General features: G+C 72.0%; 11 protein-coding genes. 7 read left to right on the top strand and 4 right to left on the bottom strand.

Annotated elements, in window-relative coordinates:
• Positions 1 to 9: 9 nt before the first annotated feature.
• Together IE97_RS0135695 and IE97_RS0135690 are read right to left on the bottom strand one after the other, a co-directional pair.
• Positions 10 to 1,701 carry a sigma-70 family RNA polymerase sigma factor gene (locus tag IE97_RS0135695; protein WP_234331896.1) on the bottom strand — a complete coding sequence of 564 codons (1,692 nt, stop codon included), beginning with the start codon at positions 1,699 to 1,701 and terminating at the stop codon, positions 10 to 12.
• Between the two features lie 198 nt (positions 1,702 to 1,899).
• On the bottom strand, positions 1,900 to 2,676 hold the full coding sequence (locus IE97_RS0135690) for a TetR/AcrR family transcriptional regulator (RefSeq protein WP_030250713.1): 777 nt from the start codon (positions 2,674 to 2,676) through the stop codon (positions 1,900 to 1,902).
• A 374-nt stretch (positions 2,677 to 3,050) separates the two neighbouring features.
• On the opposite strand from IE97_RS0135690, the gene IE97_RS0135685 reads away from it, so the two are divergent.
• On the top strand, positions 3,051 to 4,430 hold the full coding sequence (locus IE97_RS0135685; protein WP_030250711.1) for an NAD(P)/FAD-dependent oxidoreductase: 1,380 nt from the start codon (positions 3,051 to 3,053) through the stop codon (positions 4,428 to 4,430).
• Between the two features lie 173 nt (positions 4,431 to 4,603).
• Positions 4,604 to 6,268, top strand: coding sequence for an ATP-binding SpoIIE family protein phosphatase (locus IE97_RS0135680; protein WP_030250707.1), 1,665 nt, complete (start codon positions 4,604 to 4,606; stop codon positions 6,266 to 6,268).
• A gap of 65 nt (positions 6,269 to 6,333) precedes the next feature.
• On the opposite strand, the gene IE97_RS39555 is transcribed toward IE97_RS0135680, so the two are convergent.
• A complete protein-coding gene (locus IE97_RS39555) occupies positions 6,334 to 7,092 on the bottom strand; it encodes a response regulator transcription factor (RefSeq protein WP_078603514.1) in 759 nt (252 codons plus the stop codon).
• Between the two features lie 229 nt (positions 7,093 to 7,321).
• Between IE97_RS39555 and IE97_RS42355 the strand changes: the two genes are divergently transcribed.
• From IE97_RS42355 to IE97_RS0135655, 4 genes are read left to right on the top strand one after another with little or no spacing between them, the layout of a single operon-like run.
• Positions 7,322 to 7,687 (top strand): peptidase inhibitor family I36 protein, encoded by a 366-nt coding sequence (locus tag IE97_RS42355; protein WP_158708391.1) that lies wholly within the window; start codon positions 7,322 to 7,324, stop codon positions 7,685 to 7,687.
• A gap of 1 nt (position 7,688) precedes the next feature.
• On the top strand, positions 7,689 to 8,381 hold the full coding sequence (locus IE97_RS0135665; protein ID WP_030250700.1) for an ABC transporter ATP-binding protein: 693 nt from the start codon (positions 7,689 to 7,691) through the stop codon (positions 8,379 to 8,381).
• Between the two features lie 40 nt (positions 8,382 to 8,421).
• On the top strand, positions 8,422 to 10,626 hold the full coding sequence (locus tag IE97_RS0135660) for a hypothetical protein (RefSeq protein ID WP_158708390.1): 2,205 nt from the start codon (positions 8,422 to 8,424) through the stop codon (positions 10,624 to 10,626).
• Between the two features lie 3 nt (positions 10,627 to 10,629).
• Complete coding sequence (locus IE97_RS0135655) at positions 10,630 to 11,067, top strand: hypothetical protein (protein WP_158708389.1); 438 nt, start codon at positions 10,630 to 10,632, stop codon at positions 11,065 to 11,067.
• Between the two features lie 42 nt (positions 11,068 to 11,109).
• Here the strand turns inward: IE97_RS0135655 and IE97_RS0135650 are convergent, their stop codons facing one another.
• Positions 11,110 to 12,375 (bottom strand): MFS transporter, encoded by a 1,266-nt coding sequence (locus tag IE97_RS0135650; RefSeq protein ID WP_030250692.1) that lies wholly within the window; start codon positions 12,373 to 12,375, stop codon positions 11,110 to 11,112.
• 122 nt (positions 12,376 to 12,497) lie between these two features.
• Between IE97_RS0135650 and IE97_RS0135645 the strand changes: the two genes are divergently transcribed.
• A complete protein-coding gene (locus IE97_RS0135645; protein WP_030250689.1) occupies positions 12,498 to 13,046 on the top strand; it encodes a MarR family winged helix-turn-helix transcriptional regulator in 549 nt (182 codons plus the stop codon).
• Positions 13,047 to 13,485 lie beyond the last annotated feature (439 nt).

Here is a 13,485-nt window from a genome sequence, read left to right as displayed (position 1 = left end):
ACGCGAGCGTCATGTCGTGTGCACGGTGACGCCGTGCGGGTACCGCTGGTCACCGACCGACAGGCCTTTCCCCTGCCAGACCCGGATGCTCAAGCCGATCCGCCTCCCGGGCCCGGTCCCGGCGACCGGGTCGGGCAGGGGTGGCTCCGGTGTCCGCGTGAGGGTGGGAGAGGGAGCGGTGGGAGGAACGGGAGCCGGAGGCGTCGGCCTGGGAGATCCGGGCGGCGGGGTGGGAGCCGGCGCCGGTGGCGTGGGCCGTAGGGGCGTCGAGCTGGTCGTCGGGGTCGGTGTCGGCGTCGGCCCGGGCGCCTCGGCGCGCGTGGGCACGATCGCCGGTGTCCGGGGCGGCCCGGGCTCCCGCCGCGAAGGGGTGGGCGTCGGCTCGCCCGGCCGGACCGCCGGCGAAGACGGGGTGGGGGGCGTCTTCGCCTCCTGCTCCGGCTTCTCGTCACCGGCCAGCGCCATCACGACCATGGCCACCACGCCCACGGCGACCACACCGGCCGCGATACCGGCCTTCACCGGCGCGCCGACCCCCTCCGAGGCCACCGCGCCCCCACCGCTCCCTGCCCCGCCGGGCAAGCCACCACCCGCTGCCATGCCCCCCGCGCCCGCCGACGCCGTCCCGCTCGACGATCCCCCGCCCGCCGCTAGCGCACCCGCGGCACCGGCCGCCCCCGCTCCCGCGCCTCCGGCGAGGAGCCCGGCCGCCTTGCCGTATCCGGCGGCACCGACCCAGCCGATGACGGCGACCGGCACCACGGCGGGAATGCCGCCGGCGACCTCCTCGATCTGCAGCGCGGCCAGCCGGCACTTCGCGCAGTCCTCCAAGTGCTTGCGCAGCCCCCGCTCGGCACGGGTGCGCAGCCGGCCGCGGGCGTAGGTGCCGAGCTGGTCGGCGTAGCGTGCGCACTCCTCGTCGGCCGTGAGCGTGGCGCTGACGTGTGCTTGGAGGTAGGCCTGCTTGAGGCCCTCGCGGGCCCGGCTGGCGAGGACGCGTGTGCCGTTGGCGTCCAGCCCGAACAGCGTGGCGACCTCGCTGGGCGACTCGTCCTCGACCTCGGTGTGCCACAGCACCGCCTGCCACCGTTCCGGCAGTGAGCGGAAGGCCCGCATGGCCATGGACCGCTCGGCCTCACGCATCGCCCGTACGTCCGCACCCGGTTCGAGTGAGTCGTCTCCGGACCCGTCCGAGTCACCTGCCGACCGGGCGGCGAACACCGCGAAGTCGTCGACGAGCTGTTCCCGCCGCGCCGACCTCGTCCAGGAAGCGGCGACGCGGCGTACGCAGGTGAGCAGATACGCGCGTACGGCGTGCTCGGGGCCGGAGCCGCCGCGCACCGCCTGGAGCATGCGTGCGAAGACCTCGGCGGTCAGGTCTTCGGCGGTGTGGGCGTCGCGGCAGCAGGTCCGGGCGTACCGGCGCACGGCCTGGGCGTGGCGCCGGTACAGCTCCTCGTACGCCGAGTCGTCGCCGGAGCGCATCCGGTCGATGAGCTCGGCGTCGGACGGTGGCAGCTCGTGCGACGGCGGCACGCCGTCCTCATGCCGTTCGCGCTGCGGCGGAACGGTGGCGTCGGCGGGGTGACCGAAGGAGGGGACGCCCGCGCGTCCGCCCTGGCTCGGCACCTGCGGCGGGGCCGGGCCGCCGGCCCTGGCGTCAGCGTCACCGCTCGACTCGTCCCGCCCGTCAACGCTCATCGCGGAAAGCCCCCGCCAGCCGCCCAACACGTCCAGACCACCAGGTCAGACTGCCATATGGGCTTCCGTGCAGGACCCCGGAATTTCGGATCATCACTCATCCGAGGGGACTCGCCGCACGCCAGTGCCAGCTGCCACTCAGTCCTGGAATGATCCCCCGTCGTCCGAGCCCGGAGGTCTCCCTCCGGGCTCCAAAGCTCACACCGGCCGCGACCGCAGCCCCTCCAGCAGGATGTCCAGCAGCCGGGCCGAGGCCGCCGCCTGCTGTGCGGCGTCCGGCAGCGAGGGCGCGGCCGTCGCGATCACCAGCAGGACGTCCGAGACCGACACGTCCGGCCGCAGCTCACCCGCCGCACGCGCCCGCTCCACGAGCTGACCCACGACCTCGAGCAGCGCCGACGTCCCGGCGTCGCCCTCCGGGGCGACCACGGGCGCCGGCACCGAGGCCACCGCCACGGGCTCCTCCGGCACCAGCCGCAGCTCCGTCGAGCCGGGCTGCGTCCGCTGCTGCGGCACACGTGTCCCACCGGCTCCGTCGTCGCCGACCGAGACCCGCAGCACCTGCGGCGGCAGCAGCCGCCCGGCGCCGGAGGCCACCGACGTGCGCAGGAAACGCGACAGCGCCGACCACGGCTCGTCCTCCTGCCCGAGCGCCGCCCGGGCCTGGGCGGTGAGCCGGGAGGTCTCCTCCTCGGCTATCCGCCGCACCAGGACGTCCTTGCTCGGGAACCGCCGGTACACCGTGCCCACGCCGACCCGTGCGCGCCGGGCCACGTCCTCCATCGGCGCGCCGTACCCCAGCTCGCCGAACACCTCGCGCGCCGCACGCAGCACGTGCTCCAGATTGCGCTGTGCGTCCACGCGCAGCGGCGCCGTCCGCGGTCCGTTCCCGCGCCCGTTCCCCGCCGCGTTCATCGTCGCGCCACCCGCCGCGAGAGCGGACGCGGACGACCAATGAGAGTCCTGAACATGCATAAGCAATCCCCCGGTAATGACGTCTCCCCCCGGAGACACTCCCCGCCATTCGATGCCGGGACGGGGGACAGGCCCGGGTCGCGGGTCCGCCTGTCGCGGACCCCGTGAGCGCATCCCCCCACACCCCGTCGAGACACGAACATAGTTGAGAGGGAGTCAATTCAGAAGGGGCAGGTTCCGCACGGAGCGCCCACCCATCGGAGTACGGGCCCCGTACGTCCTGAATGTGCCCCCACGCGCCCCCCGCACCACCCCCGCTGACCTGCGATTATCCACCGCATGCCGCTATTCCGGCCAACTCCGCGCGCTCTCCCGCTCCAGTCACACAATTCGTCGAGGCTGTGGACAAACGCAAGCGGCGGGTGCGTCATGGGATGGTGAAGGAACGTGCGCGCATTCTCGTTGTCGGTGGCGGCTACGTCGGGATGTACACGGCCCTGCGCCTGCAGCGCCGACTGAAACGGGAACTGGAGCGGGGCGAGGTGGAGATCACGGTCGTCACCCCCGACCCGTACATGACGTACCAGCCCTTCCTCCCCGAGGCCGCCGCCGGAGCCATCTCCCCACGCCACGTCGTCGTGCCGCTGCGCCGCGTCCTCCACCGATGCCGCGTCGTCATCGGCGAGGCCACCGCCGTCGACCATGCGAAACGCACCGCCACCATCACCACCCTCGCCACCGACGAGGAGGGCACCGGCGGACAACAGCTGCCCTACGACGAACTCGTCCTCGCCCCCGGATCCATCTCGCGCACCCTCCCGGTCCCCGGCCTCGCCGACCACGGCATCGGCTTCAAGACCGTCGAGGAGGCCATCGGCCTGCGCAACCACGTCATCGAACAGATGGACATCGCCTCCTCCACCCGCGATCCCGCGATCCGCGACGCGGCCCTCACCTTCGTCTTCGTCGGCGGGGGCTTCGCCGGCGTGGAGGCACTCGGCGAACTGGCGGACATGGCCCGCTACGCCGCGCGCTACTACCACAACATCCAGCCCGAGGACATGAAGTGGATCCTCGTCGAGGCCTCGGACCGCATCCTTCCCGAGGTCGGCGAGGAAATGGGCCGCTACACCGTCACCGAACTGCGCCGCCGCAACATCGACGTACGCCTGCGGACCCGCCTGGAATCCTGCGCCGACCGGATCGCCGTCCTCAGCGACGGCGCCCGCTTCCCCACCCGTACGGTCGTCTGGACGGCCGGCGTGAAACCCCACCCGGTGCTCGCCGCCACCGACCTGCCCCGCGACGACCGCGGACGGCTGAAGTGCACCGCCGAACTGACCGTCGAGGGCACCAGGCACGCGTGGGCCGCGGGAGACGCCGCCGCCGTCCCCGACATCACCGCCGGGGAACCCGGCCGCGAGTGCGCCCCCAACGCCCAGCACGCCGTCCGCCAGGCCAAGGTCCTCGCCGACAACATCGTCCACACCCTGCGCGGTGAACCCCTGCGGACGTACGAACACGCCTACGCCGGCTCGGTCGCCTCCCTGGGCCTGCACAAGGGCGTCGCCCACGTCTACGGACGCAAGCTCAAGGGCTGGCCCGCCTGGTTCATGCACCGCACCTACCACCTCAGCCGCGTGCCCACCTTCAACCGCAAGGCGCGCGTACTCGCCGAATGGACGCTGGCCGGAATGTTCAAACGGGAGATCGTCTCCCTGGGTTCACTCGAACACCCCCGGGCGGAGTTCGAACTAGCGGCCGGTGGAAAGCCTTCCCAGGACCCTCCGGACAACCCGAAGGGGTCGTCCTGACCGGACCCAGGAACTCCACCGGCCGGCCCGGCGTCTGACGGATGCCGACCCGGTCGGCACACTGCCAGACTGGTCCTCCACCATGGGCGGGCCACCGCTCGCCCCCGGTGCGGGCCCCCGGGCCCCGGCCGGTTCCGGTGCCGGTCGCCGACGACTACACGAGGCAAGGATTCGTGAACTTCACGCGCTGGAGCGCCCGGCTCCCCGGAACGCAGCGCCGCGCCGCAGCGCGGACCGAACAGACGGCCTCCCCGGACCGGCGAGGGGAAGGCTCCGTACCCGCCGCCCGCGCCGAACACCTGACCGACGAGGTGCCGTCCGTGCCCGCCGTCGACGAACTGGGGGTGCGCGAGGTCCTCGACCGCGCCCCCTCTCTCGTCGCCCTGGTCCACGGCCCCGACCACCGCATCGCCTACGTCAACGACGCCTATACGACCGCCTTCGGCGCACGCCCCCTGGGCGAACGCGCCCGCGAGGCCCTCCCCGAACTCGACGCCCTCGGACTGCTCCCCCTCCTGGACCAGGTCCAGCGCAGCGGCAAGCCGCGCACGGTGAAGTCCCGCAAGGCCCCCGACGGCCGCTCCTACACCTTCACCTGCACCCCGGTCGCCCAGGGCAACGGCACGGGCGGCAGCGACGGCCGCGGCGTCCTCGTCTTCGCCACCGACGTCACCGACCACGCCGAAGCCGCCGAACGCCTGCGCACCAGCGAACGCCGCCAGCGCGAAACGGCGGTCACCCTGCAACGCTCCCTGCTCCCCCAGGAACTCGAACAGCCCGACGACCTGCGCATCGCCGCCACATACCACCCCGGCGGCACGGAAGCCGCGGTCGGCGGCGACTGGTACGACGTGATCACCCTGGGCGGCGGCCGCACGGCCCTCGTCATCGGCGACGTCATGGGCCGCGGCGTCCGCGCGGCAGCCGTCATGGGCCAGCTCCGCACGGCGGTCCGCGCCTACGCCCGCCTCGACCTCCCCCCGCACGAGGTCCTCCAGCTCCTCGACGGCCTGGCGGCCGAGATCGACGCCAACCAGATCGCCACCTGCGCGTACGCCGTCCATGACCCGAACGAGGGCAAGCTGGTCTACGCCTCGGCCGGCCACCTCCCCATCCTGGTCCGCGACGAGAACGGCACGGTCCTGCGCGCCGACGAACCCACCGGCCCGCCACTCGGCACCGGCGGCTGGATCCACTCCTCCGGCTCGGTCCCGCTCAGCCCCGGCTCCACGGCCGTCCTCTACACGGACGGCCTGGTCGAGCGCCGGGACGCCGACCTGGACGAGGGCATCGAGGCCTTGGAACGCGCCCTCTCCGGCGCCACCGGAACACCGCAGGTCGTCTGCGACCGCCTGGTCCGCTCGGCCGGCGTGACCCCCGACCACGACGACGACGTGGCCGTCCTGGTCCTCCAGCACCCCGCCCGCACCGGCCCCGAGGGCGAGCTCTTCCGCAACGCCGCCCTGGAACTCCTCGGCGGCGTGGAGGCGGCCCCCCGCGCACGTGCCTTCGCCTCCGGCGTCCTCACCAGCTGGCGCTTCCCCGCCGACCTGCACGACCTGGGCGTCCTGGCCACCAGCGAACTGGTCGCCAACTCCCTCCAGCACGGCACCCCGCCGATGCGCCTGCGCCTGCGCCGCACCGACCGCCGCCTGATCATCGAGGTCACCGACGGCGACGACCACCTCCCCAGACGCCGCCGCGCGGAACCGGGCGACGAATCGGGCCGCGGCATCGCCATAGTCGCCACGATCGCGTCGAACTGGGGCTGCCGCCGCACCCCCGGCGGCGGCAAGGCGGTCTGGTGCGAATTCGCCCTGCCGCGCGGAGAGCGGTGACTCGTCGGGCCGGCGGCCACACCGGCGCGCGAATGCGCAATCCGCGCCGCCCGCTGGGCAGGGGCTCAGGCCGGCTCGGAAGCGTACCGGTCCGGCTGGTGGACGGTGGCGTCCGCCGCCTGCCAGGCGATCCGGGCCGCGTGCAGCCGGGTCTCGACGCCCAGCTTGGTGTAGACGCGGCGTAGGTGGTCCTTGACCGTGTCGGGGCTCAGGCTGAGGGCGTCGGCGATCTCCCGGTTGGGCAAGCCCTCGCCGACGAGAGCGAGGACATCCCGCTCGCGGGGGGTGAGCGTCGAGATCAGGGCCTCGGCCGGGATGCGTTCGGAGCTGGCCCGAGCCGGCCGGACGTAGGCGGATTTCAGGGCCTCCGTCAGGCACGGGTCCAGCGCCAGACTGCCCTGGGCCACAGCGGTGACCGCCCAGGGCAGATGCCGGGCGGCGGTACTGCGGAGCAAGACGCCCGCCGCTCCATGGCTGAGCAACTGGCGCGTGCCGTGGGGGGTGAGGTGCTCGGCCAGCACGACGCCGGCCGGCCGTCCGGCGCACTGCCGCGGCCCCGCCTGCCGACGTCCGTCAGTGCTCCCGGCACCGAGCCGAAGCAGTGTGTGCAGGGCCTCGCTCTCCGCGGCGTGGCTGATAACCACGACATCCGGACGCGACCAGCGCACGATATCGGCCAGAGTGCCGGGAGCGCCCTCGGCGACGACGCCGAACTGCTCTGCTTCGTCCAGCACACTTCGCACCGCCATGCGGGCGGAGAGCATGGGAGCCACCAACGCGACACGCAACATCCGTTCCCCCGTCGAGTCAGGCTGGTCAGTCATGAGAACGCGCTGTGGTCAGGAGCGGTTCGTCAGACGTCAACTACCGCCCGAAGCCTCACACTTGGTCATGCAAGGGTCAAGCGCTAACCGTGGAACCAAACCCTCTGATTCCTGTCAATCCCCCGACTCGGTGACGGTGGGTGGGAGGCCCCCTCAACGGGGGGTGCAGCGGGGAGCGGTGGTGCCCGAGGGTCGTAGTGGACATCGGTACACGACACGAGGGGGAACGATGAGAGTCAAGACGGCCATAGCGGCGACGATGATCGTCGGCGCGAGCCTGTTCACCACGCAGGGCGTGGCCAGCGCGGCCCTGAGCGACTGCAACTCCAACAACATGTGCATGTGGGGCAACAACGACTTCCGATGGATGATCGGTGAGCGCGCCCACGGCTCCGGCTGGGCCAACCTGAGCGGTGACCGCAACGACGAGATGGACTCGTGGGCCAACCGCTCCGCCAGTCACACGGGCTGCATGGCCGAGCACTCCAACGGCTCCGGCGACAGGCAGACCATGCACCGGAACGACAGCGACGACAACGTCGCTCCCTGGAACAGCGACGAGATCTCGTCCTGGCGTACGACGAACGGATGCTGAGTTGACCACAGCCGCTGGCGCACCGCTCGTCCGGACGAGCGGAGTGTGCAAGGCGTACCGCTCCGCGGCCGAGACCGTATGGGCCGCGCGAGACGTGGACTTCACCGCCAGGGCCGGGGAGTTCGTGTGCGTGTACGGCGCCAGCGGCTCCGGCAAGTCGACCCTGCTGAACCTGCTCGCCGGCCTGGATCTCGCCGATTCCGGCGAGGTCCGGGTCGGCGGGGTCGACGTGACCGCGGCCGACGAGGCGCAGCGCGCGTCACTGCGGCTGCGTACCGTCGGCGTGGTGTTCCAGGAGCACAACCTCATCGAGGAGTTCACCGCCGCGGAGAACGTCGCGCTGCCCCTGGAGGCCGCCGGCCTCTCGGTGGCCGAAGCCCGCGGACAGGCCCTGGACCAGCTCTCCCGCGTCGGCCTCGCCGGACTGGAGGACCGGTTCCCCTGGCAGCTGTCCGGCGGCCAGCGGCAGCGCGTGGGGGTCGCCCGGGCGCTCACCGGACAGCGGTCGGTCCTGCTGGCGGACGAACCGACCGGCGCCTTGGACTCGGCGGCCACCAAGGAACTGTTCGAACTGTTCCGGAACCTGTGCGACGACGGCGTCCTGGCCGTGATCTGCTCGCACGACCCACGCTGCCGCGACTTCGCCGACACGGTCTACGAGGTCGTCGACGGGCGTCTGGAGTCCCGCTCGTGACCCCTACGGACGACGACACGCATCCGGGAGCACAGGCCGCATGACGCACCAGCCCGGCACACACGGCCGCACAGCGGGCGAACCGGCACCGTCCGGCCCAGCCCCCGCCCCCTCCATGACGTACGGCGGCCGGGTCCGTCTCACGCTCAGGATCGCCCGGCGGCTGGCCCGCTCCCGGGCCCTGGCCCGGTCGGTCGGGCTCGTCTTCGTCGCGGCGCTGCTGGTGATGGCCATGTTCGTCACCCTGCGGACACTCTCCCTCTCGGGCGAACAGGTCGCCGACAACGAACTGGGCCGTTTCGGCGCCAAGGTCGGCTATGGCAGCGGAGTGTCCCTGCGGCCCGGCGAGGACACGTTCGTCGAAGATCTCCGGACCCGGCTCCGTACCGCCGGAGTCACCGACGCCGACATCGTGCTCAGCGCGACCGACGTCCAGCTGAACACCACACCGGCCCGCAACGTGACGGCGCTGGAGGCCGGCTGGTCCGATCGCCCGTACCCCGAGCGGTACGAGCTGCTGTCGGGCCGGTGGCCGAGCCGCCCCGGTGAAGTGGCCGTCACGGAGCCGCGCGACGTGGGGACTTCGGTCGGCAAGCCCCTCACCGTGCTGGGCGACGTACGGCTCGAGGTCGTCGGCACCGTCGACGACAGGTCCGCGGACACCGCGAACCTGCTGCTCGGTCCGGGCACCTGGGCCACGCTCGATCCGGCTCTGAGCGAGGGGTTCCCGGTCCTTGCCGCCCAGATGGACGTCGTGTGGCCGGGGGAGCGACAGGAGGCCGTCGTCGACGCGTTCGCCGGTGCGGCACGCACCTGGGCCGAGGGCAGGGGCGACAGCGAGGAGGCCGCCGCGCTGCGACAGGACGGACGCACCGTCGTGGCTGCCACCCTGGTCACACGGGACCAGCTGTCCGACCGCCCGCAGAAGACCTGGATCGAGAAGACCCCGGCCGGCTACACCATCCCCTCTCTGCTGGTCCCCACCGCCGCCGTGGCACTGGTGTTCGGGATGAACGGCCGCCGTTTCCGGCGCACCACCACCTCCCTGGTGTCCGTCGGCGTCCCTCGTACCACGGCGGCGGCCGGACCGGCCCTGGCCGCGCTGGCCTGGTCACTGGCCGCGGCGACGTGCGGAGCGGTCGCCGGGGTCGCCGTGGGCATGGGCGCCCGCCTGCTCATCTCCCACCTGCGCGAGCGCCCCGGGGGCCCGCTCGACGACCTCGCCACACCGGCGCTGCGTCTGCTCGCCGTCGTCCTGGTGACCGGCCTCATCGCCGGGGCGGTGCCGGCCCGCACCGGGGACAGGGAGACCGGCCCTTCGCCCGGAGCGGACCACAGCGCCGCACGAGCCGGTCGACCGTCCCGCCGCCGCACCCGCGACGCACGGCACCTGCTGGCCGTCGCCGCGTGGTGCGCCACGGTGGTGTACGCCACCCGCGTCGACTCACCCGCCCAGGCCATGGTCCTCACCGGCATCATGATCGCCGCCGTACTCCTGACCATCCCGGAGGTGTTCGCCGGGCTGCTCCGGCTGATGCCGGAGAACGGTCCCCGGCGCCGCCTGGTGCGCAGACAGCTGGCCGCCGACCGGGCCAGGGCCTGCGCAGCCCTGGCCGTGCTCACCGTGCTGCTCGGCGCGTCCCTCGGTTACGTCACCCTGCTGGACACCCTCATCCGCACAGTGGAGAAGCAGTCCTACCCGGCGGTCCTGCCCGGCCAGGTCCTGTTGGCCGACTACGGGAGCGACACCCACCCGCCCAGCAAGGCGCTGCTGCGCACGGCCGACGCCTCCGGAGGGATCGACGGCCTGCCCCGCACCGAGGTGCGCTTCTTGATGGCAGGCGATCAGGACAACCCTCTGATGGCCGGCCGGGAAGGCCAGTCCGGCAGCCTGCTCGCCGCGGAGACCCCTCGTGATGTCGAACGCCTGACCGGCCGCCGGCTCGATCCCGCCCAAGCCTCCGTCCTGCGTGACGGCGGCGTCCTGGTCTGGTCGCACGCCGCCGACGCCCCCACCGGGACGGACACCCGTCTGCGTCTCGCCGTCCGCAAGGGCGACAAGGTCCTGGGCCGCACCCGCGCTCTGCCCGCGGCGGCCTACGACGTGGACCCGGCCGAATGGCGCACGGGCTCCGACGGCATCATGCTGCGCGCCACCGCGACCGCGCTCGACCTGCCGATTCAGGCCCACGGGCCGGTCATGATCACCGGTGTGTCCACAAAGGGGGCCCACGCCCTGCAATAGGCGGTGATCGACGCCGGAATGGACGCCGGAGCGGTCCTGATCCACGTGGAACCCGACGATCCGGTGCCGCCGGCAGCGCTCCTGGCCACCGCCGTGGGCCTGGTGGCCCTGGCCCTCGCCGCCGTGCTCGCCGCCACCCGCAGCCAGACCCGCATCCTGCGCCGCTATCTCGCCCGGCTGATCGCCGTGGGCATCCCGCCGCGCTGGGCACGCCAGGTACTGCTCTGCCAGCACGGGGCCCTCATCGCCGTGAGCACACTGCTGGGTCTGGTGATCGCCGTCCTGCCGACCGTCGTCCTCGCGGCGCGCATCTCAGGCTTCGTGCTGAGCGTCCCGTGGTGGCAGCTGGCCGTCCTCGGCGCGGCGATCTACCTCGCAGCGCTGCTCGCCGCCGTCCACTCGGCCACCAGGCTTCGTGTGGCAGAGGCGCGGTCGGCCTGACCCGTGCGGCCCGGCCCGGGTCAGGCCGACCGCGCCGGTTCCTCACACGTCCGCGGAGACGGGCGCCCCGCCCCGCGCCACGACCCTGCTCTTCGCGAGCCACGGCCGATCCTGAGCGTCGGTCAGCTGCCGCCCCAACCGCAGGGCAAGGACGGTGATCCCCAGCGAGAACACCAGGAACGCCACGATGTACGGCGCGTGCAGCGAGGCCCCCAGCGGCCCGCCCACCGCCGGCCCGACAGCCAGCGCGAGCTGCTTGACCAGGGCGAATGCGGAGTTGTACTGCCCGGCCATCCCCTCCGGCGCGAGATCCGCGACCAGCGGGGCCACGGTCGGCGACAGCATCGCCTCACCCAGCCCGAACAACGCGTACGTCGAGACGAACGCGGCCGTCGCCATCTCCTGGCTCCCGTGCCCCAGCCCCGCGTACCCGGCCACGGCCCACGCCACGGCCCAGATCAGCCCCACGACAGCGATCACCCGCGACCGCCGACGCCGCTCCACGAACCGCAGCACGGCGAACTGCGCGACCACGATCACCAGCGTGTTCGCCGCCAGCGCCGTCCCCAGCGCGGACGTCGATATCCCGGCGGCCTCCACCCCGTACGCGCTCAGCCCCGACTCGAACTGCCCGTAGCAGGCGAAGAACAGCACGAAGCCCAGCACACACAGCTGCACCATGGCCCGGTTGCCCAGCAACTGCTTCCAGCTGCCCCGCCCCGAGGCCACGAGCGCGTCCTCGACCCGCGGCGTATGCGGCATCCGCACCGTCACCATCACCACGACCAGCAGCAGGAACATCGCCGCCTCGATCGCGAAGAGCAGCGTGAAGGAGGCGGCACTGCTCGTGTCGACGAGATGCCCGCCGATGAGACCACCCACCCCGAGCCCGAGGTTCTGCAGGAAGAACTGCAGGGCGAAGGCCCGCGACCGCGTCTCCGCCGTCGAGCAGTCCACGATCATCGTCGCCAGCGCCGGCTGCGTCACGGCCTGCCCCGCCCCCAGTACGGCAGCCGTCGCCAGCACGGCCACCGCACTGCTCGCGACCCCCAGGCCCAGCGCACCCACAGCGGCGGCGACCAGGGCGGCGAGCAACACCGGCAGCGGGCCACGCCGGACGATGGCCCGCCCGGCGAACGGCAGCACGACCAGCGCGGCCACAGCGAAGACGGCGAGTACGAGACCCGCCGTCATGGCTCCCAGCCCTCGCACCTGCGCCACGTAGACGTACAGGTACGGGACCGTGAAGCCGAGCCCGAAAGCGCTGAGTGCGTTGCCCACGTGGATCCGGCGCATCGCTGCGCCCATCGCCCTGGTCACGTTCACCTCTCTCACAAGTTAGGAGTGAAGACTTCGAAACTAAACTTCGAAGCTAAAGAGTACATGTCCAAGGACTTCAAGGCAAAGAACGGCCGTGCCATACTGCGCCCATGGGCGACACCCCCGGCCCCAGCGAGCCGACCCTCGAAGAACAGATCGCCGCGTACCAGCGCGAGTTCCAGGACCTGGACCCCCAGGTGGAGCAGATCGTCTCCGCCCTGTCCCGCCTGAACCGCCGCATGAACGTCGCCTACGGCCGTCAGACCGCGGGTCTCGGCATCAGCAATGCCGAGTGGGAGGTGCTCAAGGCCCTCGTCCTCTCCGGCGCCCCCTACCAACTGGGCCCGAGCGACCTCGCCAAGCGCCTCGGCCTCACCCCGGCCGCCATGACGCACCGGATCGACCGCATGGTCGGCGAGGGACTGGTAACCCGGGAGCGAGACGAGACGAACCGCGTACGAGTCATCGTGGAGCTGACATCCGAGGGGCGTGAGAAGTGGCTGGAGGCGATGCGCCTGGCGTCGGTCTTCGAGGAGGACCTGCTCCAGGACCTGTCCCCGACGGAGCGCACGACGCTCGGCGAGGTCCTCACCCGCCTCCTGCGCAGGGTGGAAGACGCCCAGCCGGACGCCGGCGGCCGACTCTCCGACCTGGACTGACGTGCACCTGAAAAGATCTTGACAGGGGGCGCTTGACAGCCCTCCATCAGATCCGTAAAGTTCTTCGGGTTGCCGCGGAGCCGTAACGGTTCTTCGGCAGCACTTCCGCCGCACGAGCGGCACCCAACCACTAGCAAGATCACTCCCAACGGGGTTGATTCGGCGCGTCCGAATTCAATTCGAATGGGGACTCGGCGACCTGATCGACTCCGACTGGCTTCGATTTGGGAAACGCCGAGAGAACGCGCTAACGTTGGAGACGTCGGAACGGCCCAACAGCCGGGAAGACAACCCCCTCTGACTGGGGATCAGGACCGAAAGGATCTGATAGAGTCGGAATCGCCGGAAAGGGAAACGCGGAAGCGGGAACCTGGAAAGCACCGAGGAAATCGGATCGGAAAGATCTGATAGAGTCGGAAACGCAAGACCGAAGGGAAGC

Source organism: Streptomyces sp. NRRL S-455, from assembly GCF_000717875.1.
Classification (GTDB): Bacteria; Actinomycetota; Actinomycetes; order Streptomycetales; family Streptomycetaceae; genus Streptomyces.
Note: the sequence above shows the minus strand (reverse complement) of the source record. Positions and strands in the feature narration are given on the sequence as shown.

Coding starts and splice junctions, on each gene's coding strand:
- IE97_RS0135695 (WP_234331896.1), bottom strand. CDS start 1,701: ATGAGCGTTGACGGGCGGGACGAGTCGAGCGGTGACGCTGACGCCAGG.
- IE97_RS0135690 (WP_030250713.1), bottom strand. CDS start 2,676: ATGCATGTTCAGGACTCTCATTGGTCGTCCGCGTCCGCTCTCGCGGCG.
- IE97_RS0135685 (WP_030250711.1), top strand. CDS start 3,051: ATGGTGAAGGAACGTGCGCGCATTCTCGTTGTCGGTGGCGGCTACGTC.
- IE97_RS39555 (WP_078603514.1), bottom strand. CDS start 7,092: ATGACTGACCAGCCTGACTCGACGGGGGAACGGATGTTGCGTGTCGCG.
- IE97_RS42355 (WP_158708391.1), top strand. CDS start 7,322: ATGAGAGTCAAGACGGCCATAGCGGCGACGATGATCGTCGGCGCGAGC.
- IE97_RS0135660 (WP_158708390.1), top strand. CDS start 8,422: ATGACGCACCAGCCCGGCACACACGGCCGCACAGCGGGCGAACCGGCA.
- IE97_RS0135650 (WP_030250692.1), bottom strand. CDS start 12,375: ATGGGCGCAGCGATGCGCCGGATCCACGTGGGCAACGCACTCAGCGCT.
- IE97_RS0135645 (WP_030250689.1), top strand. CDS start 12,498: ATGGGCGACACCCCCGGCCCCAGCGAGCCGACCCTCGAAGAACAGATC.